This window comes from Microbacterium sp. NPDC077184 (genome assembly GCF_040687055.1).
In the GTDB taxonomy this organism is placed as follows: Bacteria; Actinomycetota; Actinomycetes; order Actinomycetales; family Microbacteriaceae; genus Microbacterium.
Genome location: NZ_JBFBMM010000001.1, coordinates 338844 through 362709 on the forward strand (window position 1 = coordinate 338844; position 23866 = coordinate 362709).

23 protein-coding genes are annotated in these 23866 nt (G+C 72.0%); 11 read left to right on the forward strand and 12 right to left on the reverse strand.

Features of this window, described 5'->3' with window-relative positions; genetic code table 11:
- The first annotated feature begins 21 nt into the window (after positions 1–21).
- Positions 22–999: a 1,4-dihydroxy-2-naphthoate polyprenyltransferase gene (locus tag AB0O93_RS01545; protein ID WP_363339849.1), complete on the forward strand. Its 978-nt coding sequence runs from the start codon at positions 22–24 to the stop codon at positions 997–999.
- Here AB0O93_RS01545 and AB0O93_RS01550 read toward each other — a convergent pair.
- On the reverse strand, positions 946–1302 hold the full coding sequence (locus tag AB0O93_RS01550; RefSeq protein ID WP_363339851.1) for a DUF4229 domain-containing protein: 357 nt from the start codon (positions 1300–1302) through the stop codon (positions 946–948). The two genes, AB0O93_RS01545 and AB0O93_RS01550, sit on opposite strands and share 54 nt — an antisense overlap.
- A 65-nt stretch (positions 1303–1367) precedes the next feature.
- Between AB0O93_RS01550 and AB0O93_RS01555 the strand changes: the two genes are divergently transcribed.
- The 4 genes from AB0O93_RS01555 to AB0O93_RS01570 are packed head-to-tail and all read left to right on the forward strand — an operon-like array spanning position 1368 to position 6258.
- Positions 1368–1832, forward strand: coding sequence for a PLD nuclease N-terminal domain-containing protein (locus AB0O93_RS01555; RefSeq protein ID WP_363339853.1), 465 nt, complete (start codon positions 1368–1370; stop codon positions 1830–1832).
- A complete protein-coding gene (menD, locus tag AB0O93_RS01560; protein ID WP_363339855.1) occupies positions 1771–3648 on the forward strand; it encodes a 2-succinyl-5-enolpyruvyl-6-hydroxy-3-cyclohexene-1-carboxylic-acid synthase in 1878 nt (625 codons plus the stop codon). The genes AB0O93_RS01555 and menD overlap by 62 nt, the downstream gene beginning before the upstream one ends.
- Before the next feature lie 18 nt (positions 3649–3666).
- On the forward strand, positions 3667–4530 hold the full coding sequence (locus tag AB0O93_RS01565) for a polyphosphate kinase 2 family protein (protein ID WP_363339857.1): 864 nt from the start codon (positions 3667–3669) through the stop codon (positions 4528–4530).
- 42 nt (positions 4531–4572) lie between these two features.
- On the forward strand, positions 4573–6258 hold the full coding sequence (locus AB0O93_RS01570; RefSeq protein ID WP_363339859.1) for a DUF885 domain-containing protein: 1686 nt from the start codon (positions 4573–4575) through the stop codon (positions 6256–6258).
- Positions 6259–6290: 32 nt separating this feature from the next.
- On the opposite strand, the gene AB0O93_RS01575 is transcribed toward AB0O93_RS01570, so the two are convergent.
- The 10 genes from AB0O93_RS01575 to AB0O93_RS01620 form a co-directional block, all read right to left on the reverse strand.
- A complete protein-coding gene (locus AB0O93_RS01575; protein WP_363339862.1) occupies positions 6291–7310 on the reverse strand; it encodes an LLM class flavin-dependent oxidoreductase in 1020 nt (339 codons plus the stop codon).
- Positions 7307–7636 carry a TIGR04076 family protein gene (locus AB0O93_RS01580; protein WP_363339864.1) on the reverse strand — a complete coding sequence of 110 codons (330 nt, stop codon included), beginning with the start codon at positions 7634–7636 and terminating at the stop codon, positions 7307–7309. Before AB0O93_RS01580 ends, AB0O93_RS01575 begins: the two co-directional genes overlap by 4 nt.
- Positions 7633–8877, reverse strand: coding sequence for an amidohydrolase family protein (locus AB0O93_RS01585; protein ID WP_363339866.1), 1245 nt, complete (start codon positions 8875–8877; stop codon positions 7633–7635). Before AB0O93_RS01585 ends, AB0O93_RS01580 begins: the two co-directional genes overlap by 4 nt.
- A 57-nt stretch (positions 8878–8934) precedes the next feature.
- Positions 8935–9612: a response regulator transcription factor gene (locus AB0O93_RS01590; protein ID WP_363339868.1), complete on the reverse strand. Its 678-nt coding sequence runs from the start codon at positions 9610–9612 to the stop codon at positions 8935–8937.
- Positions 9609–12134: a DUF4118 domain-containing protein gene (locus AB0O93_RS01595; protein ID WP_363339870.1), complete on the reverse strand. Its 2526-nt coding sequence runs from the start codon at positions 12132–12134 to the stop codon at positions 9609–9611. Before AB0O93_RS01595 ends, AB0O93_RS01590 begins: the two co-directional genes overlap by 4 nt.
- 10 nt (positions 12135–12144) lie before the next feature.
- Positions 12145–12750 (reverse strand): potassium-transporting ATPase subunit KdpC, encoded by a 606-nt coding sequence (gene kdpC, locus AB0O93_RS01600; RefSeq protein ID WP_363339872.1) that lies wholly within the window; start codon positions 12748–12750, stop codon positions 12145–12147.
- A 21-nt stretch (positions 12751–12771) separates the two neighbouring features.
- Positions 12772–14928 (reverse strand): potassium-transporting ATPase subunit KdpB, encoded by a 2157-nt coding sequence (gene kdpB, locus AB0O93_RS01605; protein ID WP_363339874.1) that lies wholly within the window; start codon positions 14926–14928, stop codon positions 12772–12774.
- A gap of 2 nt (positions 14929–14930) precedes the next feature.
- Positions 14931–16613 (reverse strand): potassium-transporting ATPase subunit KdpA, encoded by a 1683-nt coding sequence (gene kdpA / locus AB0O93_RS01610; protein WP_363339876.1) that lies wholly within the window; start codon positions 16611–16613, stop codon positions 14931–14933.
- Between the two features lies 1 nt (position 16614).
- Positions 16615–16704, reverse strand: a complete 90-nt coding sequence (locus tag AB0O93_RS01615; protein ID WP_363339878.1) for a potassium-transporting ATPase subunit F — start codon at positions 16702–16704, stop codon at positions 16615–16617.
- A gap of 242 nt (positions 16705–16946) precedes the next feature.
- A complete protein-coding gene (locus AB0O93_RS01620; protein ID WP_363339880.1) occupies positions 16947–18263 on the reverse strand; it encodes an isochorismate synthase in 1317 nt (438 codons plus the stop codon).
- Between the two features lie 67 nt (positions 18264–18330).
- Here AB0O93_RS01620 and AB0O93_RS01625 point away from each other — a divergent pair, with 67 nt between their 5' ends.
- Genes AB0O93_RS01625 through AB0O93_RS01650 form a run of 6 tightly spaced genes read left to right on the forward strand, consistent with a single transcriptional unit; the run spans position 18331 to position 23483 of the window.
- Positions 18331–18879, forward strand: coding sequence for a DUF402 domain-containing protein (locus tag AB0O93_RS01625; protein WP_363339882.1), 549 nt, complete (start codon positions 18331–18333; stop codon positions 18877–18879).
- A 9-nt stretch (positions 18880–18888) separates the two neighbouring features.
- The gene (locus AB0O93_RS01630; protein ID WP_363339884.1) at positions 18889–19683 is read left to right on the forward strand and encodes a demethylmenaquinone methyltransferase; all 795 of its coding nucleotides are present in this window, start codon (positions 18889–18891) and stop codon (positions 19681–19683) included.
- Positions 19684–19692: 9 nt separating this feature from the next.
- Positions 19693–20745: a polyprenyl synthetase family protein gene (locus AB0O93_RS01635; protein WP_363339886.1), complete on the forward strand. Its 1053-nt coding sequence runs from the start codon at positions 19693–19695 to the stop codon at positions 20743–20745.
- Positions 20746–20762: 17 nt separating this feature from the next.
- A complete protein-coding gene (locus tag AB0O93_RS01640; protein WP_363339888.1) occupies positions 20763–22136 on the forward strand; it encodes an FAD-dependent oxidoreductase in 1374 nt (457 codons plus the stop codon).
- Positions 22137–22145: 9 nt separating this feature from the next.
- Positions 22146–23174 (forward strand): alpha/beta hydrolase, encoded by a 1029-nt coding sequence (locus AB0O93_RS01645; protein WP_363339890.1) that lies wholly within the window; start codon positions 22146–22148, stop codon positions 23172–23174.
- Positions 23175–23183: 9 nt separating this feature from the next.
- Entirely contained in the window at positions 23184–23483 is a 300-nt protein-coding gene (locus AB0O93_RS01650) for a hypothetical protein (RefSeq protein WP_363339891.1), read from the forward strand.
- 11 nt (positions 23484–23494) lie between these two features.
- Here the strand turns inward: AB0O93_RS01650 and AB0O93_RS01655 are convergent, their stop codons facing one another.
- On the reverse strand, positions 23495–23863 hold the full coding sequence (locus tag AB0O93_RS01655; protein WP_363339893.1) for a MerR family transcriptional regulator: 369 nt from the start codon (positions 23861–23863) through the stop codon (positions 23495–23497).
- Between the last annotated feature and the right edge of the window lie 3 nt (positions 23864–23866).

The following is a 23866-nucleotide window of genomic DNA, read 5'->3' on the forward strand; positions in this document are numbered from 1 at the left end:
CTCCTCGTAAGATGTCCCCTCGTGGCACGCACCTCCGGCAAGAAGCGCTCGCACCCGTCCAAGAACCGACGCGGATCCCGCGGCAACCCGCAGAAGGTCGCGCCGGTCGTCCGCGAACCGGTCCGGCCCGCGGGGCCCCGCGACTGGATCGGCGCGGCACGTCTGCGCACCCTGCCCCTCGCTGTCGCCCCCGTCGTCATCGGCACCGGCGCGGCGATGCTCGTCCTCGACTCGCTCCGCTGGGTCATCGCGCTGCTGTGCCTCGTGGTGGCGGTCGCCCTGCAGATCGGCGTGAACTACGCCAACGACTACAGCGACGGCATCCGCGGCACCGACGACGTCCGCGTGGGGCCGGCCCGCCTGACCGGCGCCGGGAAGGCGAAGCCCCGCACCGTCCTCACGGTCGCCCTGGTCTTCTTCGGCATCGCCGCCGTCGCGGGGCTCGCGATCACCATCCGCACCGAGCAGTGGTGGCTCCTCGCGGTCGGCGCCGCGGCGATCGCGGCCGCATGGTTCTACACCGGCGGGAAGCGCCCCTACGGATACGCCGGGCTCGGCGAGCTCTTCGTCTTCGTCTTCTTCGGCCTCGTCGCGACCCTCGGCACGACCTGGGTGCAGGCCCTCGCCCTGCCGCAGGAGGCCTGGTTCGGGGCGATCGCGGCCGGCTTCCTCGCCTGCGCGGTGCTGCTGGCGAACAACCTGCGCGACCTCGATCAGGACCGCGCCGCGGGCAAGCGCACCCTGTCGGTCCGCATCGGCCGTACCGCCACGCGCTGGCTTTTCACGATCTTCGTGCTGATCCCGTTCGTGATCGCGGTCTTCCTCGCGCTGTTCTACCCGATCGCGTGGCTGACCCTGCTGGTGCTGCTGGCGGCGCTCCCGGCGATCCTCATCGTCTGGACCTACCGAGACCCGCGAGAGCTCATCGTCGCGCTGGGCCTGTGCTCACTGACCTCGATCGCGTACGCCGGATTCCTCTTCTGGGCCTTCGTCGGCTGACGCCGGAGCCGGAGCCGGGGCGGATGCCGGAGCCGGAGCGGATGCCGATGCCGCGGCATCCTCCGCCTCCTCGTCGCTGACGCGATCGCGCGCGCGGGATCGCCGCTCGGCGAGGCCGGCGGTGACCTCCTCGAGCGGACGACGCAGGAACAGCATCGACAGGCTGAGGCCGATGAGGGCGGCGAAGATCGCGGCGAGCAGGTAGTACTCACGCATGATCGGCAGGAGCATGAGGATGCCGAACGGCACCAGGAACGCCGCCAGCCGCAGCACCGTGTAGAGGATCACAGAGCGCGCTTTCACCCTGCCATCCTACGGTTCGGTCACGACGCCGCCCCCGCGTCCGACGGGACGCCTAGGATGGAGGGATGACGAGGGTACTCCTCATCGGAGCGCTGGTGGCCACGCTGTTCTGGGTGTACAGCATCGTCGATTGCGCCCTCCAGCCGCCCACCCGCCATCGCGGCGTGAGCAAGCCGATATGGATCCTGATCGTCGTGATCATCCCCGTCCTCGGTGGCATCCTGTGGTTCGTGGTCGGCCGCACGCGCCCATCGTCCGCTCGTCCCTCTCGCGCCCCGGACGACGACCCCGATTTCCTCGGTCGGATCGGCTCGATCAGCGACCAGGACGAGCGCATCCGCCGACTCGAAGAAGAGCTCGCGCAGCTCGACGCGGAGGACGACGATCCCCGCTGGCGGCGCCCGGAAGCGGATGCCGGCACGACCGGCGCCACGGGGGCCACGGGCACCACCGGTGCGGGAACCACCGATGTGCCGCCCGCCGCGGACGGCGACGACGACGCGCGCGGCCAGCGCGGCGCCCGCGGCTGACGTGAGCGGCGTTTCCCGGGAGTCCGCCTCCCCGGCCACCGACGCGGCCGCCGCTCTCCTTCTGCGCCTCGTCGAGCGGGGCGTCACCCACGTCGTCCTCAGCCCCGGGTCGCGCTCGCAGGCTCTCGCCCTCGTGGCGGCCCAACTCGAGCGCGCGGGCCGGATCGCCCTCCACGTCCGGATCGACGAGCGGGTCGCGGGGTTCACCGCCCTCGGCATCGGACGCGAGACCGGGATCCCCGCCGCCGTCCTCTGCACCTCCGGCACCGCCGTCGCGAACCTCCTCCCCGCCGCCCTCGAGGCGCACCATGCCGGCATCCCGATGCTGCTGCTCACGGCCGATCGCCCGCCGGAGCTGCGGGGGGTCGGCGCCAACCAGACCACGCGGCAGCCGGGGATGTTGGCCCCGAGCGTGCGGCTGGAGACCGACGTGCCGACCCCGGACGAGACCGACCCGAACGGTGACGGCCCGCAGACGCTCATGCTGCGCCGTCTCGCGGACGAGGCGATCGATGCCGCGCTCGGGGTGGGACTCCGCTCGGCCGGGCCCGTTCACCTCAACCTCCCGTACCGCGAGCCCCTCGCCGGGGCCCTCCCCGCCTGGCTCGCTCCTGCCGACGAGCCGCCGGCCGGTTCCGACACCGGTGGGTCGACCGCCCCCGACGACGACGCGGCCGACGCCGACCCCGACGGCTCCGGAGCGCTGTACCAGGGCGGCGGGGGCATCGGCGTGTCCGACCTCCCCGGCGACCCCGACGCCACCCCCTGCATGCTCGGGCGCGGCCCGCGGACCGTCGTGATCGCCGGCGCCGACGCCGGAGCGGATGCCGAGCATCTCGCCCATCTCGGCGGATGGCCGCTGATCGCGGAGATCGTCAGCGGCGCACGGTTCGGACGCAATCTCGTGCACGCGTATCGGACCCTGCTGTCGGATCCCGCCCTCGGCGGTCGTATCCAGCGCGCCGTCGTCCTCGGGCACCCGACCCTCAGCCGCGAGGTGGCGCGCCTCCTCTCCGACACTTCGGTGGAGGTCATCGCCCTCCGCGGCCCCGGCGAGCCGCTGAACCTCAACGGCACGACCGCGGCGGCGGATGCCGTGGCGGTCGCCGCGGGAGAGATCGACCGCGAGTGGCTCGGGGCGTGGATCCGCGCCTCCCGCGACGCCGCCGTCGATCTCGCGCCCCCCGCCCCGGACGCCGACGCGCTCGCTTCGACCGTCCCGTCCGAGCGCCTCGGCGCGCTGTCGGCCGAGCTCGCCGTCGCCCGCCACCGCGTGGACCGCGAGATCCTGGTCGACGCCGTCTGGCGCGCGTCGTGGCCGCACGATCGCCTCGTGTTCGGCTCGTCCCGCCTCGTGCGCGTCGCCGACGCCGTCCTCGGGGGCAAGAAGGTCGCCGTCCACGCCAACCGCGGCCTCGCCGGGATCGACGGCACGATCGCCACGGCCTTCGGTGTGGCCGCCGCGAGCCAGCGCGGCGGTGCGCCCGGCGTCACCCGGCTTCTGCTCGGCGATCTGGCCGCCCTCCATGACGTCGGTGCCCTCCTCCTCCCGCCCGCGGAGGACGAGCCGCGCCTCCAGGTGATCGTCGGCAACGACGCCGGGGGGACGATCTTCGACTCGCTCGAAGTCGCCGCCGTCGCCGATGACGAGGCGATGGACCGCGTGCTGTACACCCCGCACTCGGTCCGCTTCGAGCAGCTCGCCCTCGCCTACGGGTGGGAGTACCGGCGGGTGACGACCCGCGCCGAGCTCGACCAGGTGCTCACCTCGCCGGTGGGCGGTCGGCAGATCATCGAGGTTCCCCTCGCGCGCTGAACCGGACAGGATGGGGCGATGACGGCGAAGAGTCAGACACACAGCGACGGCGACCTCGGCGACCTCCTCCGGGTGCGGGACGGGTTCGTCCTCGCGGACGTGGACACCCGCTCGACCCCCGGGTACGGCCAGACGAAGTCCGACGCCCAGGACGACCTCGCCGCGGGCGCGGAGGAGTTCGACGAGCTGCAGGAGCGGCTGTACGCCCAGAGCCGTGAGAATCCGGATTCGCCCGCGGTGCTCCTCGTCCTCCAGGCGATGGACACGGCGGGCAAGGGCGGGATCGTCCGCCACGTCATCGGCGCGACCGACCCCCAGGGCATCCACCTGAAGGCGTTCAAGAAGCCCACACCCGAGGAGCTCGAGCACGACTTCCTGTGGCGGATCGAGCGCGAAGTGCCGCGCGCCGGCTACATCGGGGTCTTCGACCGCTCGCACTACGAGGACGTCCTCATCGGCCGGGTCCGGAGCCTCGCGACGCCCGACGAGATCGAGCGCCGCTACGACGCCATCAACGACTTCGAGCGCCGCATCACCGACGCCGGCGTCCACCTCGTGAAGGTCATGCTCCACATCTCGAAGGACGAGCAGCGCGAGCGTCTCACCGAACGGCTCGAGCGGCCCGACAAGCACTGGAAGTTCAACCCCGGCGACATCGACGAGAGGAGGCTCTGGGACGACTACATGGGCGCATACCAGGTCGTCCTCGACCGTACGTCCACCCCGCACGCCCCCTGGCACGTCGTGCCCGCGGATCGGAAGTGGTACGCGCGACTGGCCGTGCAGGCACTCCTCCTCGACGTGCTCGAGCGCATCGATCCGCAGTGGCCGGCGGCGTCCTTCGACGTCGAAGCCGAGAAGGCGCGGCTCGCCGCCAGCTGACCCGCACCCGGTTCGACGGCGGACGGCTCGTAGGCTGAGTCGGTGCCCCAGCCCCCCCAGCCCCACCCCGCGGATCCGGTCCATCGGATCGCCGACGGCTACGTCGCCGAGCTCGCCCGCCACGAACCGGATGCCGCGCAGGCGCTCGGCCGGCAGGACGGCCCCGCGCTTCCCGATCTCTCGCCCGAGTGGCTGCAGCGCCGGCACGACCTGCAGGGCGAGACCGTGCGGCGACTCGACGCCCTGCCGACGGATGCCGGAGACAAGGCGCTCCGCGCCGCGCTGCGCGAGCGTCTCGAACGCGAGCGCCTCCTCTTCGACACCGGCTTCACCCCGCGGCTCGTCGCCGGACTCGCCACACCGGTGCACCTGGTCCGTTACGCGATCGAGGGGCTGACGCTGACGCCGGATGCCGCGGGTGAGGCCCTGCTCGCGCGCCTGGAGGCCGCGCCCGTCGCCGTCCGACAGTACCTCGCCGCCCTCCGGTGGGCGCGCGAGGAGGCCGACCGTTTCACCGGCAGCGGCGTCGCGCCGATCCGGCAGCTCGACACCCTCGCCGGCCAGCTCGACCGCTGGATCGACGCGGACTGGTTCGGCGGCGTGCCGATCGCGCCGGGCGTCGACGACGTCACGCGGGCGCGCGTCCGCGCCGCCGCCGACGAGACGAACGGCGCGCTCGCCGACCTCGTGTCCGCCCTCCGCGGCGATCTCCGCGCCGTCGCGCCGGAGCAGGACGGCGTGGGGGAGGAGGTCTACCCCGATCTCGCCGCGGCGATGCTGGGCGCCCGGATCGACCTCGCCGACACGTACGCGTACGGCTGGGCCGAGCTCGCGCGTCTGACGGACGAGGCTCGCACGCTCGCCCGCGCGCTCGGCGCCGACGGCGACGATCCGGTGCGCGCGGCCGCCGCCTTGCTCGACGCCGACTCGCGCTACCGGCTCGAGGGGGTGGACGCCATCCGCGACTGGCTCACCCGTCGGGTCGACGAGACGACGGCGGCGCTGGAGGACGCCTTCGCCCTCCCCGCCGGCATCCGTCGCGTGGAGTGCGTCGTCGCCGAGGCGACGGACGGCGTGGTCTACTACACGCCCGCGCCGCCGGACGGTTCTGCGCCGAGCCGCATCGTCTGGACGATCCCGAGCGGGGTGCCGGTGGCCGCGTCGTGGCAGGAGGTCACGAGCGTCCACCACGAGGGTCTTCCGGGGCACCACCTCCAGTTCGTCGTCACCGCCTCCGACCCCGACCTGCACCCGTGGCAGCGGCACCTCTGCCACATCCACGGATACGCCGAGGGATGGGCGCACTACGCCGAACAGCTCTCCGACGAGCTCGGCCTCGTCCGCGACCCGGCGGAACGCCTCGGGCTCGTGCTCGGGCAGATCTGGCGGTCGGTGCGGATCGTCGCCGACATCGGCCTGCACACCGGCTGGGCGGTCCCGGACGGGGCGGTCGTCCCGCCGCAGCCGTGGACCCCGGACCTCGCCCGACGGATGCTGGTCGACCTCGCCCTGGTCGAACCGCACCTCGCCGGGTTCGAAGTGGACCGCTACCTCGGCTGGCCGGGGCAGGCCCTCGCGTTCAAGGTCGGCGCGCGGCTGTGGGTGCAGGCCCGCACCGCGCGCGAAGCGGCGGACGGTGCGGACTTCTCGCTCCGCGCCTTCCACCGTGACGCGCTGGGCCTCGGCCCCATGGGACTCGAGCCGCTCCGCGAGCGTCTCCTGGGCTGACGCCGCCGTCGGCGCGGAGCGCGCCCGCGCCCTCAGTCGCGGAGGCGCGGGAGCACCTCGCGCCCGAGGAGGGCGATGCCCTCGGCGGGGACGCGCGCGTGCGGCGTTCCGAACTCGATCCGGTCGACCCCGGCATCCATGAGGAGCCGCGCCTGAGCCGCGATGTCGTCGGGCGTCCCCGAGAACGCGAAGAGATCCAGCACGTCGCGGGGGATGAGCCTCCCCGCCGCCTCCTCGGCGCCGTCCGCGAGGCGGGCACGGATCCCGGGCAGCAGGTCGTCGGGAAGATCGACGGTCGGATCGAGCGCGGCGATCACGTCGAGGTACATCGCCACCTCGCGCCGGGCGAGGGCGCGTGCGGCGTCGCCGTCGCGATCGATGACGGTCACGGCGCCCACGACGACTCCGACGGCCCCGTCCGGGCGACCGGCCCGCTCCAGGCCGCGGCGGAGGCGCCCGCGGACGACGCCGACCATTGCGGGGTTCGCGGTGCCGCCGACCTTGATCTCGTCGGCGATCTCTCCCGCGAGCGCCGAGCCCAGCGGCCCCCACGATCCGATCAGGATCGGTGCGCGCTCGCGGACGACGGGGTAGCGCAGCCGCACACCGGGCTGCAGCCGGAAGATCTCGCCGGCGTACCCGTCGCCCGATCCCGACAGCAGCGCCTGGATCATTCCGGTGGCCTCGCGGAGGGCCGCGATCGGGCGCGAGGCCTCCACCCCGATCGCCTCCAGCCACGATCCGCGTGCGAGGCCGAGGTAGGCCCGGCCGGCGGACGCGGCATCCACCGCGGCGAACTGTCCGGCGATCTCGTACGGGTGCAGGGTGAACGGGTTCCAGCACGCGCACCCGAGACGGATGCGCGTCGTCGCCTGCGCCATCTCGAGGAGGGCCGCGATCGGCGGCTGGTAGAGGAGGTCCGAGAAGACGCTCACGCCGTCGAACCCGAGGTCCTCGGCGAGGCGGGCGAGCGCGGCGTAGTCGCCGGGGGCCTTGTCGGTCTGCAGGCCGAGGGAGAACCGCACGGGCTCGCGCCGGCCGCCGGCGCTCACGTGAGGTCCTCGGTGGGGATCGAACGGATGCCGGTGCGCTCGATCCGCATGATGAGGCGTTCCTCCGGGTCGGGGCACGCGACGAGGTCGTCGCGTTCCAGCCAATCACCCGGCGGAAGGCGTCGCTGCTTGGCGGGGAGCAGCGGCAGAACGGCCTGGAGGGCGTAGAGGCAGAAGTGGCCGCCGTCCGGGAGGCACAGGCGGCTGCTCTCGACGAGGTCGATGTGATCGCCGACCTTCATGCCGCACACCGAACGGCCCTCGATACGGTCCACGACGACGCGCAGGTCGTACAGCTCCGTCCGGTCGTCTTCTTCCGCGCTCATCGGGTGCGCCCCGCGTCGTCGCGGACGATCACGCCGCCGCGCATCACCAGGTCGATCCCGCGGAGCGCCGAGATGTCGGTCGTCGGGTCGTCGGGCATGGCGACGAGATCGGCGCACGCGCCGGGAGCGAGGATGCCGAGGTCGGCGGCGCCGAGCCAGCGCGCGGGAGCGGAGGTGGCGGCGCGGACGACGTCCGGGGCGGGAAGGCCGCCGGCCTGCATGTGCTCGAGCTCGCGGACGACGGCGCTCGTGCCCTCGAAGTCCCAGAACGGAGGCATGTCGCTGCCGAGGAGCACCTCGACGCCGGCGTCGAGGGCGTACCGGTACGAGTCCAGATGGCGAGGACCCGCCTCGAGCGAGCGCTGCTGCATCCACTCCGGCACGCCGAGGTCGTCGAAGAACGCCTTCGCCCGCGTGACCACGAGGGTCGGCACGAGCGCCGTGTCGTGCGCGGCCATGAGGGCGGCGACCTCCGGGGTCAGCTCGTAGCCGTGCTCGACGCAATCGAGTCCCAGCTCCACCGCCTCGGCGATGATCGCCGCGGGACCGGCGTGCGCGGTGACCTTGCGTCCCCATGCGTGGGCCGTCGAGATCGCCGCCGCCATTTCCTCCCGCGTGAGCTGCGGCGTCGTGATCTGCTCGTTCTCCCCGGCGATGCCGCCGGAGATCATCAGCTTGACGAGGTCGGCGCCGGCGGCGATCTGGCTCCGGACGCCGCGGGTGACGGCATCCGCTCCGTCGCACTCGAGGGTGTCGTCGGTGTCGTGCCCGTGTCCTCCGGTGCAGCACAGCCCCCGCCCGGCGGTGAAGATGCGCGGGCCCGCGACGTGGCCGGCCTCGATCGCGCGGCGGAGGGCGAAGTCGGCCCCGCCCTTCTCGGACACGCACCGGACGGTCGTGACGCCCGAGAGGAGGGTGCGCCGCGCGCCGTCGGCCATGTACAGCGCGAGTTCGTGCGGGTCGAGCGCGCTCACCGCGTCCCCTCCCGGCCCGGGAAGCGACAGCGAGAAGTGGGTGTGCATGTTGATCAGACCCGGCATCACCACCGCGCCACCGAGGTCGTGCACAGCGGTTCCGGCGTCCGTCCTCGACAGTGTGTCGGGCTCGATGCGCGTGACGCGCCCCGCCTCGATCACGATCGCCAGCCCGTCCTGCGGTGTCGGGCGGATGCCGTCGACGAGGCGGAGATTCGTCAGCACCGCGTCGCCGCGGAGGGCCAGGGAGGGGACCGGCCCGCTCATGCCGGCACGGTCATCGGGAGAAGGGTGGGGTGGCGCACCGTGCCAGGCTAGGCGCTCTCAGGCGTCGCGGACGAGCCGGTATCCCATGCCGGACTCGGTGAGAAGGTGGCGCGGCTGCGCGGGGTCCGGTTCGAGCTTCTTCCGCAGCTGCGACATGTACAGCCGCAGGTACCCTGAATCACTCACCTGATCGCTGGCCCAGATCTCCTTCAGCAGTGTCTGACGCGTGACCAGGGCTCCGGGGTTCCGCGCCAGGAATTCCAGCATCCGCCACTCCGTGGGTGTCAGGTGCACGCGCTGTCCGCCTCGGGTCACCGACTTCGTGGCGAGGTCGATCGCGACGTCGCCGAAGGTCACCACGGGAGCATCCGGCCCGGCGCCCGTCCGGCGGCTGAGGGCGCGCAGGCGCGCGAGGAGTTCGTCGATCTGGAACGGCTTGGTGACGTAGTCGTCGGCGCCGGCATCCAGAGCCTCCACCTTGTCGGCCGAGCCCGTCCGTCCGGACACGACGATGATCGGGGCGGAGGTCCACCCGCGGAGGGCGTGGATCACCTCGACGCCGTCCAGGCGCGGCATTCCGAGATCGAGGAGCACGATGTCGGGATGGGCCTGCGCAGCCAGCGTCACCGCCGCGGCGCCGTCGGGCGCGGCCACGACGTCGTACCCGTGCGCGGAGAGGGTGATCCGCAGCGCCCGCACCAGCTGAGGATCGTCGTCGGCGACCAGGATCTTCATCGGATCAACGCCGACGAAGCATCAGCGGCCGCCGCGGCGACGGGGAGCGCGACGACCATCGTCAGGCCGCCACCGGGGGTGTCTTCGGGACGCAGTGTGCCGCCCATGCCACGGGTGAAGCCGCGGGAGAGGGCCAGCCCCAACCCGAGCCCGGTGGTGTTGTCGACGTCGCCGAGTCGCTGGAACGGCGCGAAGATGTCGTCCCATCGTTCGGGCGAGACGCCCGCGCCCCGATCGACGATGCGGATCTCGGCGCTGCCGCCCAGATGGCTCGTGCTGACACGGACGTGCCGCGAGGGCGGGGAATGACGCAGCGCGTTGGAGAGGAGATTCACGATCACCCGCTGGAGGAGGACCGCGTCCGCGGTGATCAGCGGGAGCTCCGGGTCCAGGGCGAGCTCGACCCGTTCGGGACCGGCGCCGAGCTCGTCGATCGCGGAGAGGATCACGTCGGCGGCGTCCACCGGCCGCAACGACACGGCGAGGACTCCGGCCTCGACACGACTGACGTCCAGCAGGTCGGTCACGAGCGTCGATAGCGTGGCGAGGGACTCGTCCGCGGTGGCGAGCAGGTCGCGTCGGTCCTCCGCGCTGAGGGTCACTCCGGCCGCGCGGAGTCCGCCCACGGCGGCGACGGCCGCGGACAGCGGTCGTCGCAGATCATGGCTCACGGCGGACAGCAGCGCCGTGCGCACCTCGTCCGTCTCGGCCAGCGCGTCCGCCTCGCGGGCGGTCTCGGCGAGGTCGCTGTGCTCCAGGGCGGCGCCGAGCTGAGCCACGATCACCTCCAGCAGACGTCGCTCGGAGCTCCGCAGTTCGCCGCCGTGCAGCTCCAGGAACGCCCGGGGGCGCGCGCTCCCGCCGACGGGGAGGCGTAGTGCGCGATCGTCGGGCACGGGTTCGCCGTCTGTGGCCAGCACCTCGCCGTCCGCGGCGACCAGGCGCACGCCGGTCATCCCGAAGGCTTCTCGGGCGCGGCTCACCAGCGCGACGACGGCGTTCTCCCCGCGCAGGATGCTGCCCGCCACCGTGGCGAGCAGTTCGGCCTCGGCCGCGGCGCGCCGTGCGAGCCGCGCGCGCCGCGCCGCCTGGTCGACGATGTAGCTGACCAGCGCCGCGATGATCACGTACAACAGCAGCGCCCAGAGGTGGAGCGGGTCGGCGATCTGCACCGTGAACTGCGGCGCGACGAAGAAGAAGTCCAGCGTCAGCCCGGAGAGCACCGCGGCGAAGAAGGCGGGCCAGATTCCGCCGACGAGCGCGACCACCACGACCAGGAGCTGGAAGGCGAGGACGTCGGAGGTGATCGACTCGGTGCTGCGGGACGAGTACAGCAGCCAGGTCATCAGCGGTCCGCCGAGGAGGGCGACGACGAAGCCGAGGACCACCCGACGGCGGCTCAGCGCACCGCCGGAGAGCGACGGAAGTGTCAGGCGTCCTCCGGCCGCGGCGTGCGTGACGATGTGCACGTCGATGTCGCCGGACTCGCGGATGACGGTGGCGCCGATCCCGGGACCGGCGAGAGCCGCCTGCAGACGACTGCGGCGGCTCACCCCGATCACCAGCTGGGTGGCGTGCACGGATCGGGCGAACTCCACCAGGGTCCGCGGGACGTCGTTTCCGACGACCTGGTGGTACGTGCCGCCCAGGGACTCCACGAGCGCGCGCTGCGCGGCGAGGGCACCGGGTGCGGAGGCGCGTAGGCCGTCCTGCGCCGAGACGTGGACGGCGACGACCTCGCCCCCGGAGGACCGCGCGGCGATGCGGGCGCCGCGCCGGATGAGCGTCTCACCCTCCGGTCCGCCCGTCAGCGCCACCACCACCCGCTCGCGCGCCGGCCACGTGCCCTCGATGCGGTGCTCGGTGCGGTACAGCTTCAGCGCGCTGTCGACCTCATCGGCCAGCCAGAGGAGCGCGATCTCGCGGAGCGCGGTGAGGTTCCCCAGTCGGAAGTAGTTCGACAGGGCCGCGTCGATCCGCTCGGGGGGATAGACCAGGCCCGCCGAGAGACGTTCCCGCAGCGACGGCGGTGCGATGTCGACGACCTCGATCTCATCGGCACCACGGACGACGGCGTCGGGGATCGTCTCGCGCTGGGAGGTGCCGGTGATCTGCTCGACGACGTCACGCAGGGACTCGATGTGCTGGACGTTGACGGTCGTGATCACGTCGATCCCGGCATCCAGGATCTCCTCGACGTCCTGCCAGCGCTTCGGATGCCGCGAACCGGGGGCGTTGGTGTGCGCGAGCTCGTCGACGAGAGCCACCTGCGGGCGGCGGTGGAGGAGACCGTCGACGTCGAGCTCGCTGAGCTCCACGCCCCGGTGCGCATGGACGGCACGAGGCAGGATCGAGAGGCCCTCCGCCTGCGCCGCGGTCGCGGCGCGCCCGTGGGTCTCCAGGATGCCGATCACGACGTCTCTGCCCTGCTCCTGCAGCCGGCGCCCCTCCTGCAGCATCTCGTAGGTCTTGCCGACGCCGGGTGCGGCACCGAGCAGAACCCGCAGCTGCCCCCGCTTCATCGTCGTCCCCTCAGTCCTCGACCGCGTCCAGAGCCAGGTTGAGCTCGAGGACGTTCACCCGGGGATCCCCGAGGTATCCCAGGTCTCTCGACTGGATTCTAGACTCGACCAGCGCGCGCACCTCCGCCGCCGGGATGTCCCGCGCGGCGGCCACGCGCGGGACCTGCAGCAGCGCGTACGCGGGGCTGATGTGCGGGTCGAGGCCGGAAGCCGAAGCGGTGAGCGCGTCGGCGGGGATCTCCTCGGGGTCCACGCCCTCGAAGTCCGCGATCGCGATGCGACGCTCCTCGATGGCGGAGACGAGGTCGGCGTTCTCCGGCCCCCAGTTCGATCCGGAGGACGCGCCGCCGTCGTACCCGTCGCCGGCCGCGGACGGCCGGGACTGGAAGTACTCCGGGAGCGGGAGCCCATCGGCATCCGTGAAGGACTGACCGATCAGGGTCGAGCCGACGATGTCTCCTGACTCGTCGCGGATGAGAGATCCGTTCGCCTGAGCGGGGGCGACCAGTTGCCCGACGCCCGTGATCAGCAGGGTGTACCCCAGCCCCAGGACGACGGTGAACACGATCATGGCGCGCACGGCGACGCCGAGAGGACGCAGGAGGGGATTGCGCATGGGAAGACTGTCCTTTCGAGCTCAGAAGCCCGGGATGAGGCTCACGACGAGGTCGATGAGCTTGATGCCGATGAAGGGGGCGATGACGCCGCCGAGTCCGTAGACGAGGAGATTGCGGCTGAGGATGCGGGAGGCGCTCGCCGGCCGGTAGGCGACCCCGCGCAGAGCGAGGGGGATCAGGACGACGATCACCAGTGCGTTGAAGATGATCGCGCTCGTCACCGCGGACGCAGGCGAGCTGAGCTGCATGATGTTGAGCGCGGCGAGCCCGGGGAAGACGCCGAGGAACATCGCGGGGATGATCGCGAAGTACTTGGCGATGTCGTTCGCGAGGGAGAACGTCGTCAGAGCGCCGCGCGTGATGAGCAGCTGTTTCCCGATCCGCACGATGTCGATGAGCTTCGTCGGGTCGCTGTCCAGGTCGACCATGTTCCCGGCTTCCTTGGCGGCGGAGGTGCCGGTGTTCATCGCCACCCCGACGTCGGCCTGCGCCAGAGCGGGCGCATCGTTCGTCCCGTCTCCGGTCATCGCCACGAGGTTGCCGCCCTGCTGCTCCCGCGTGATGAGTGCCAGCTTGTCCTCCGGCGTCGCTTCGGCGAGGTAGTCGTCCACACCGGCTTCGGCGGCGATGGCCTTGGCCGTGAGAGGGTTGTCGCCGGTGATCATCACCGTGCGGATCCCCATTTCGCGCAGCTCCTGGAATCGTTCGCGCAGACCCTCCTTGACGACGTCTTTGAGGTGGATCACCCCGAGGATCCGCCCGATTCCGTCGGGCGAGAGGGTTGCGACGACGAGCGGCGTCCCACCCGAGCCTGCGATCGCGTCCGTGTGCGAGAGCAGCTGCGCGCGGGTCTGCGTGGCGACCTGGACGCCGCTGGTCTCGAGCCACGCGAGCACCGCGGACCCCGCGCCTTTGCGCACGAGGGTGCCGTCGGGGAGATCGAGACCGCTCATCCGGGTCTGCGCCGTGAAGGGCTCGAACACGGCATCCGGGATCCGTTCCGGAACGACGCCTCGTGCAGCGGCGAGCTCGACGACCGAGGTGCCCTCGGGGGTGGGATCGGCGAGCGAGGACAGCGCGGCGAACCTCGTGAGCTCGACCTGATCGACATCGTCGAGGCGGACGAAATCGGTCGCGCGCCGGTTGCCGTAGGTGATGGTTCCGGTCTTGTCGAGCAGGAGCGTCGTGACGTCGCCCGCCGCCTCGACGGCGCGGCCCGACATGGCCAGGACGTTGCGCTGCACGAGGCGATCCATTCCCGCGATGCCGATCGCCGAGAGCAGCGCGCCGATCGTGGTGGGGATGAGGCAGATGAGCAGCGCGATCAGAACGGGGATGCTCGCGGGAGCCGCCGCGTAGGAGGCGATCGGGTTGAGGGTCAGCACGACCACGACGAAGACGATCGAGAGGCTCGAGAGGAGAATCCCCAGGGCGATCTCGTTCGGCGTCTTCTGCCGGCTCGCACCCTCGACCAGGGCGATCATGCGGTCGACGAAGGTCTGACCGGGCTGCGAGGTGATGCGCACCACGATCCGGTCGCTGAGGACGCGGGTACCGCCGGTGACGGCGCTGCGGTCGCCGCCGGACTCCCGGACCACCGGGGCGGACTCGCCCGTGATCGCTGACTCGTCGACGGTCGCGATGCCCCAGACGATGTCTCCGTCCCCGGGGATCAGCTCGCCCGCGGCGACCACCACCACGTCTCCGAGCTGGAGCTCCGCGGAAGGCACCTGCGTGGTGTCGGCGCGTTCGGCCGCGGCATCCGTGGCGGCGTCGTAGGAACCCACCCGGGCGGCCAGGGTGCTCGTCCGAGTCTTGCGGAGGCTCGCCGCCTGCGCCTTGCCGCGCCCCTCCGCGACCGACTCGGCGAGGTTGGCGAACAGGACGGTCAGCCACAGCCAGACTGCGATGCCCCAGGTGAAGCCGGAGGGCACGGCGGTGCCCGCCGACGGCTCGGGTCCGCCGAGGAACGGCTCGGCGACGGCGATCGCGCTCGTCAGTGCCGCCCCGACCCACACGAGGAGCATGACGGGGTTGCGCCACAGGGCGGCAGGGTTCAGCTTGCGCAAGGCGCCGGGGACGGCAGCACGCAGCTGCGCGCCATCGAACACCCGGGTCGTGCGCGGCGCCGACGAGGTGTCCGGTGCGGTGTCGGTGAGAGAAGAGGTGGATGACATGACTAGACGAGCCCTTCCGCCAGGGGACCCAGCGCGAGAACGGGGAAAGAGGTGAGAGCGGTGACGATGACCGTCACTCCCACGAGGAGGCCGGTGAACTGCGGCCGGTTCGTGGGCAGCGTGCCCGCCGTGACGGGGGCGGGCTGCTGGCGGGCCAGCGAGCCGGCCAGGGCCAATACGAGGACCATGGGCAGGAACCGGCCGAGGACCATCGCCACGCCGAGCGCGGTGTTCAGCCACGGGGTGTTCGCGGTGAGCCCCGCGAAGGCCGAGCCGTTGTTGTTGGAGGCCGACGTGAAGGCGTAGAGCACTTCGGTCATGCCGTGCACGCCTGGATTCCAGATCGACACCGCTTCGACGTCGGAGGCGATGGCGGGGATCCCGAAGCTCAGGGCCGTGCCCGTGAGCACCAGGGTGGGCGTGACGAGGATGTAGAGGCTGGCGAGCGTGATCTCCCGGGGCGTGATCCGCTTGCCGAGGTACTCGGGGCTGCGGCCCACGAGCAGGCCGCCGACGAACACCGCCAGCACCGCCAGGATCAGCATCCCGTAGAGTCCCGATCCGACCCCACCGGGGGCGACCTCGCCGAGCATCATGTCGAGCAGCGGGAACATGCCGCCGAGTGCCGTGTAGCTGTCGTGCATGGAGTTGACCGCGCCGGTCGAGGTGAGCGTGGTCGCCCCGGCGTACAGGGTCGATCCGAGGATGCCGAACCGCACCTCCTTGCCCTCGAGCGGTCCGCCGGCGAGTTCCGGTGCGGTTCCCCCACCCAGTGCCTCCAGCCAGGAGCCGGCCGCGATGGACACGACGGCGATCGTCGCCATGGCGCCGAGGATCGCGTATCCCTGGCGGTTGTCGCCGACCATGCGCCCGAAGGCCCGGGGGAGCGCCACGGGAATGGCGAGCAGCATCAGGATCTGCAGGACGCTCGTCCACGGGGCGGGATTCTCGAAGGGGTGTGCCGAGTTGGCGTTGAAGAAGCCGCCCCCGTTCGTGCCGAGTTCCTTGATCGCCTCCTGGGAGGCCACCGGGCCGCCCGGAATCGTCTGCGTGCCGCCGCCGAGGGTCGTGACCTCCACGAAGCCGTTGACGTTCTGCACGACACCCCCGACCAGCAAGGCGAGCGCGGCGACGATCGACAGGGGCAGGAGCAGTCGCCCGACACCGCGGACCAGATCCACCCAGAAGTTCCCGAGGAGCCCTGTGCCGCGCGCGGCGAATCCACGCACCAGCGCGACGGCCACGGCGATCCCGACGGCCGCCGAGACGAAGTTCTGGACCGCGAGGCCGGCCAGCTGCGCGGTGTAGCCGAGGGTGAGTTCAGGGGAGTACGCCTGCCAGTTCGTGTTCGTCACGAACGACACGGCGGTGTTGAAGGCCAGTCCTTCGGGGACCGGGGGGAGCCCCAGCGAGAGCGGGAGCAGAGCCTGCACCCGCTGCAGCGTGTAGACGATCAGCACGCCGACGACGGAGAAGACGAGCACGCCGCGCAGGTAGGCCTGCCAGGTCTGTTCCGCGCGGGGGTCCACGCCGATGATCCGATAGACGCCGCGCTCGACGGCGAGGTCCTTCGAGGACGTGTAGATCCGCGCGATGTAGTCGCCGAGGGGGCGATAGATCAGGGCGAGGATGAGCAGGACGGTGGCGGCCTGGAGGACGCCGAACCAAACGGTTTCAGCGGTCATGTCAGAATCGCTCCGGCTTCACCAGGGCGATGACGAGGTAGATGATCGCGGCGACGGCGAGGATCGCGGCGAGGACGCTGAAGACGATCATCCTCGCTCGCCCCCCTTCGCGACCAGGCCGACCAGCGCGAACAGCGCGATCGTCAGTGAGATGTAGAGGACATCGAGCACGGTTACTCCTGCGGCGGGTGCGGCACCCCGTGGAGATCCGGGATGCATGCCGGTGCGGCACAGGAGACGACACAACACCGTCGCGGCGCGGGCTCCCGGCTTCCTTACGGTTTCCCTACGGCCATGCCGGCGATGCCTACGGTTGCCGAACGCCCGGCTCGGTCAGGCGAGCGCGTCCACGATGGGGCGGAACTTCACACGCGTTTCGAGCATCTCGGCCTCGGGGTCGCTCCCCGCCACGATCCCCGCGCCCGCGTGGGCCGTCACCGGCATCGTGTCGCTGTACTCCGCGAACCGGCGCGCGGGCTCGGATCCGATCTGCGCGCAGCGGAGGGCGATCGCCCATTCCCCGTCGCCGTTGCCGTCGACCCACCCGACGGGACCGGCGTAGCGACCGCGATCGAAGGGCTCCAGGCGCCGGATGAGGTCGACCGCGGCATCCGTCGGGGTCCCGGCGACGGCGGCCGTCGGGTGCAGTGCCGCGACGAGATCGAGGGCGGATGCGGACCCGCGGACCGCGCCGGAGATGTCGGTGGCGAGGTGCCACACGTTCGGCAGTTCCAGGGTGAAGGGCCCGGTGCCCGCGTCGACCTCCTGCGTGAAGGGATCGACGGCGGTCAACACACTCTGGACGGCGAACCGGTGCTCCTCGAGGTCCTTCGTGCTCGCCGCGAGGGCGGCCACCGCCCGCGCATCGGCGGCGGCATCCGCTCCGCGTGCGGCGGTGCCGGCCAGCACGCGCGCCGTCATGCGGCCGCGGGAGACGGTGACGAGGGTTTCCGGGCTGGCGCCGACGAGACCGTCGACGGCGAACGCCCACGTGTCGGGGTAGCTGCCCGAGAGGGCCCGGACGAGGCGGCGGAGGTCGGCGCCGGCGGGGACGGTGCCGACGAGGTCGCGCGCGAGGACGACCTTCTCGACGGTCCCCGCGTCGATCGCGGCGAGGGCCGCGCGCACCGCCTCCTGATAGGCGACCGGGTTCATCGCGCCCGGACCGAGCGTCGCCGACCAGTACGGACCGTACGGGCGCGACACGGGGAACGGGGTGTCGTCGACGGGATCGGTCCGGGTGTTCCGGATGCGGGTGATCCAGGCGCGGCCGTCCCGGCGCCCCACGATCGCCCGCGGCACGATGAGGCGGCTCGTCGAGGTCGAACGCGCATCGAACGCGAGCGCTCCGAAGGCCACGAGCCCGGTGCCGGGGATGCCGAGCGGATCGTCGACCTCGCTGCGGGCGACGATGTCGCGCCAGGCCTCGGCGGGCGTCGGTCGGTCGGTCGGTTCGGACCTCCCGAAGGGAGTGCCCGCCCCGGCGCCGGTCTCGTATCCGGCGACCATCCCGCCGACGCCGACGATGCCGTCACCGCGGCGGAGCCACGCCAGGGGGGACGCCGGGTCGGCGAAGAGGAGGGGATCGTCGATCGGGTCGATCTCCTGCGTCTGCGCCACGAACCACGGCGCACCGGAGGTTTCGATCACCTTCCCAGCCTATGGCCCGCCGCGCCCCGCGGATCCGCGCCCGGACCCCGCGGCTTAGACTCTGCGGGTGAGCGAGAACACCCTGCCGGACCGGCCCACCGTGGGGTCGCGCATCCTCTTCCGTTGGCGCAAGTGGGACGGCAGGGAGCACTGGGTGCACGACTGCGTGTACCTCGGCAGCGACCGCTGGGGCGACTGGGTCGGCCAGCGCGCGGGGTGGCGCAGCTTCCGTCCGGGGCGCGACAACCGCACCGAGTTCGACAACGTCACTCTGCTGCCCCCGACCGGGGACTACGCCTTCACCCGTAACGCTCGGCCGGACCGCACCCACACCTACATCGACCTCGGGTGGGATGTCACCTTCCGCGGCGGCGAGCCGACCGGTATCGACATGGACCTCGACGTCGTCGATCGCGCCGTGGGCGGGATCTACATCGACGATCGCGACGAGTGGGACGAGCACCGCGTCCACTACGGGTACCCCGCCGACATCGTCGCGCACCTCGAGGCGCTCGCGGTCGACCTGGAGCGGAAGGTGCGCGCGGCCGAAGCCCCCTTCGACGAGGCCACGGCGGACGCCTGGCTCGAGCGCCTCGCGGCGCTGGGCGCCGCCTAGACTCGACGGGTGACCGACACCCCCGCGAACCAGCCCCGCCGCGCCGATCTGGGCAAGGACCCGGCGAGCGTCAGCGGCATGTTCGACGGCGTCGCGCGCGGCTACGACCGGACGAACACGGTGCTGAGCATGGGCAACGACCGGCTGTGGCGGGTCGCCACCACGCGCGCGGTGTCGCCGCGCCCGGGGGAGCGGATCCTCGACCTCGCCGCCGGCACCGGAGCCTCCTCGGTCTCCCTCGCCCGCAGCGGTGCGGAGGTCGTCGCCGCGGACTTCTCGCCCGGGATGATCGCCGAGGGACGGCGCCGGCACGGACCGGACGCGCCGGGCGGCGGCATCCGGAATCTGTCCTTCGTCCACGCCGACGCCACCGACCTGCCGTTCGCCGACGAGGAGTTCGACGCGGTCACGATGTCGTTCGGTCTGCGCAACGTCAACGATCCGAAGAAGGCGCTCGCCGAACTTCTGCGGGTGACCAAGCCCGGCGGTCGGATCGTGGTGTGCGAGTTCTCGCACCCGCCGTCGCGGGCCTTCGCCGGTCTCTACCGGTTCTACAACGACCGCGTCCTGCCGGTCGTCGCGAAGACGGTCAGCTCGAACGCCGACGCGTACGACTACCTCAACGAGTCGATCCGCGACTGGCCCGACCAGCCGACGCTGGCGGCGTGGATGCGCGCCGCGGGATGGGGGGACGTCGCCTACCGCAACCTGTCCTTCGGGATCGTCGCGCTCCACCGCGGCGTCAAGCCCGTCCGCTCGCGCGCCTCCGGCTCCGCCGCCGAGGGTGCCCCCGCACCCCGGTAGGCTGATCAGGTGACCCCCTCCGCGTCCGATTCGCGTCTCGGCAAGCTGGGCCTCACCGACCGCATCTTCGCCGGCGCCCGTTCGCGTCGGCTCCTCGCCACGGTCGATGAGGGCATGCTCCGCGTCGACGCCGCCCTCGGTGACGAGCTGCGCATGGCGCAGCCGGTCGTCGATGCCGTCAGCCGCTACCTCTACGAGGCCGGCGGCAAGCGGGTGCGGCCGATGCTCGCGCTCCTCACCGCCCAGCTCGGTGACGGGACGACGGACGCCGTCGTCGAAGGCGCGGCCGCGCTCGAGCTCACCCACCTCGGCTCGCTGTACCACGACGACGTCATGGACGACGCGGACAAGCGCCGCGGCGTCCCGGCCGCGCACGAGGTGTGGGGCAACAGCGTCGCGATCCTCGCCGGCGACCTGCTCTTCGCGCGTGCGAGCCAGATCATGGCCCGCTACGGCGAGCGTGCGATCCGGATCCAGGCCGACACGTTCGAGCGTCTCGTCCTCGGTCAGATGCGCGAGACGGTCGGGCCCGCCGAGGGCGACGATCCGGTGCAGTTCTCCCTCGACGTCCTCGCCGACAAGACCGGGTCGCTGATCGCGGCATCCGCTCAGGTGGGCAACATCTTCGCCAACGGCCCGGAGGAGTTCGAGCAGCCGCTGGCGGTCTTCGGCGAGAAGGCGGGTGTCGCCTTCCAGCTGCTCGACGACGTGATCGACCTCGCCGCCGACCCCGCCGAGACCGGGAAGGTGCCCGGCACCGACCTGCGCGCAGGGGTGCCCACCATGCCGTACCTCGTCCTCACCCGCCGCACCGACGCGGACTCGGTGGGCCTGCGCGAAGAGATCGACGACGGCGTCGCCCGGATCGCCGACGGCGCCGATCCCGCGATCCTCGATCACGCCCTCGCCCGTCTCCGCGATCACGAAGCCACCCAGGCCACCCGCGACCTCGCGGGCTCGTACTCGCAGGAGGCCATCGACGCCCTCGAACCGCTGCCGGACGGCGCGGTCCGCGAGGCTCTCACCCGGTTCGCGCGCGCCGTCGCCGACCGCTCCCGCTGATTCCAGGAGGACATTCCTTGACCAAGCTCAGGCTGGCCATCGTCGGGGCGGGCCCCGCAGGCATCTACGCCGCCGACATCATCCTGAAGGCCGAGCGCACGTTCGACGTGTCGATCGACCTGTTCGACCAGCTCCCCGCGCCGTACGGCCTGGTCCGGTACGGGGTCGCCCCCGACCACCCGCGCATCAAGGGCATCATCACGGCGCTGCGGGAAGTGCTCGACCGCGGCGACATCCGCATCTTCGGCAACGTGCGCTTCGGCGAGGACCTGACCCTCGACGACCTGAAGAAGCACTACAACGCCGTGATCTTCGCCACCGGCGCGATCCGCGACGCCGATCTCGACATCCCCGGCATCGACGCGAAGGGCTCCTACGGAGCCGCCGACTTCGTCAGCTGGTTCGACGGCCACCCGGACGTCCCACGCGAATGGCCGCTGGACGCGCAGTCCGTCGCCGTCATCGGCAACGGCAACGTCGCGCTCGACGTCTCGCGCATGCTCGCCAAGCACGCCGACGACCTCCTGCCCACTGAGATCCCCGAGAACGTCTACGAGGGTCTGAAGGCCAGCCCCGTGACGGACGTCCACGTGTTCGGCCGGCGCGGACCCGCCCAGGTGAAGTTCACGCCGCTGGAGCTGCGCGAGCTCGGCGAGCTCCGCGACGTCGACATGGTCGTCTACGACGAGGACTTCGACTACGACGAGGCGTCCAAGGCCGCCATCGCCAGCAACAAGCAGGTCATGGTCATCGACCGGGTGCTGCAGCAGTGGCGCCAGCGCGACTCGGTCAACAACGCCGGAGGCACGGCATCCCGTCGTCTGCACCTGCACTTCTGGGCCAAGCCCGTCGAAGTGAAGACGGATGCCGAGGGGCGTGCGACCGCGTTCGTGTACGAGCGCACGCGCCCCGACGGCGAGGGCGGCGTGGTCGGCACGGGGGAGCTGCGCGAAGTCCCGATCCAGGCGATCTACCGCGCGGTGGGCTACTTCGGGTCGCCCCTGCCGGGCGTGCCCTTCGACAAGCGCCACGGCGTGATCCCGAACCACGAGGGCCAGGTCCTGCACAAGGATTCCAACGAGCGTGTGCCCGGTGTCTACGCGACCGGATGGATCAAACGCGGGCCGGTGGGCCTCATCGGGCACACGAAGTCCGACGCGATGGAGACCGTCCGCCACATCATCAACGACCAGGCGTCGTGGTGGCAGCCCGTCGACCCGTCGGATGAGGCGATCCCCGCCCTCCTCGCTGAGCGCGGCGTGGCCTGGACCGACCTCGAGGGCTGGCACCGGCTCGACCAGCACGAGATCGCCCTGGGCGCACCGCACGGGCGCGCGCGCATCAAGGTCGTCCCGCGCGACGAGATGGTGACCGTCTCGCGCGGCGAGTAGCCTTCGGCGATGACCGCTGAATGGAGGCCCGACGTCCTCGGGCCTCCGTTCGCGCAGCGGACCCTTCCCCTTGGGAGGGATTCCGACGGTGAGGTCGTCGCGACGCTGGTGCGTCGGGAGCCCTCGGCCTGGGCCTCGCTGGTCGGGGCGCTCCGCGATGTCGACGTCCTGTACGTCCACGGCTGGTCGGACTGCTTCTTCCAGATCGAGCTCGCACGCTTCTGGTGCGACCTCGGCGCCCGCTTCCATGCCCTCGACCTCCGCGCGTACGGGCGGAGCCTCCGCGAGGGGCAGGTCCCCGGGTACGTCACCGACCTCACCGTCTACGACGAGGACATCGCGGCGGCCTTGACGGCGATCGGTCACGATCCGGCGTCGGATGCCCCGCGCCGGCGTCGGCTGGTCCTCCTCGGTCATTCCACCGGGGGCCTGACCCTCACCCTCTGGGCCGCCCGGCATCCGGGATTCGCCGACGCCCTCGTGCTGAACAGCCCGTGGCTGGAGCTGCAGACGGGGCCGTTCGCGCGTCAGGCTCTCCTGCCGCTCATCGAGGCGCGGGCACGCTGGGATCCGCTGGGCGCGCACCCGGAGGTCGACCTCGGTTTCTACACGCGCGCGCAGCGCGAGATCGGCGCGCTCCCCGGAGAGGCGATCACCGCCGCGTGGCGGCCCGAGCGCGGCTTCCCGACGCACCCCGGGTGGCTCCGAGCGGTGGTGCGCGGGCACGCCACCGTCGCCGCGGGGATCGAGACGGGCTGTCCCACCCTCGTCCTCCTCTCGGCGCGCTCGAGTTCACCGCTGTCGTGGTCCGAGCAGGCGCTGACCTCCGACTCCGTCCTCGTGGTCGACGAGATCGCCCGTGCCGCCACGCGCGTCGGCAGGGACGTCACCCTCCGCCGCGTGGACGGCGCCCTCCACGACGTCTTCCTCTCGGCGGCACCCGCCCGCGCCGAGGCCTACCGGGGCCTGCGGGAGTGGCTCGTCGACGGCGCCGCCCGCCGCCGAGCGCCGCAGGGGATGCCCGCCCCACCGCACTAGGCTGGCCGCGTGGACGAGTGGGACGAGATGGCGCAGTGGCTGGAGAAGGCCACGAAGGATCCGATGGCCGATGCCGTCCGCGGCCGCGTGACCGTCGTCTCGGTGTCCGAGCCCGAGGGGCGGGCGCGCTACCAGGAGTGCCGCGTCGAACTCCGCGCCGAAGCGGCCGGCATCCCGCCGCGCACGGTCTCCACGGAGGCGGTGTTCCCGAAGAGCCGATGGCCGAAGCCCGGCGACGTGCACGCCGCGCGCATCTCGCCCTCCCAGGAGGACGCGATCGAGGTCGACTGGGACACGGCGGCGCGCTGAGGCGTCCCGTCTCAGCTCGAGGCGAGCTGGGTGAGGAACTCGTCGGCCATGGCGACCTTCGCCTCGAGCTGCGACTTGCGTTCGGTCGCCTCGGTGCGGATCTCGTCGAGGCGGGTGCGGGCGCCGTCGTCGGCGGCGTCCTCGGCCAGACGATCCAAGACGGCGAGGACGTCGCGCATCTCTTCCAGCGAGTACCCGAGCGGCTTCATGCGGCGCACGACCATGATCCGGGCGACATCGGCGTCGGTGTAGAGACGGAAGCCGCCCTCGGTCCGCGCGGAGGGCACGATGAGTCCGATCTCGTCGTAGTGCCGTAGCGTCCGCAACGACAGCGACGTCTCCTCGGCGACGTCGCCGATGTGGCGGTGCTCGGCATCCATGGG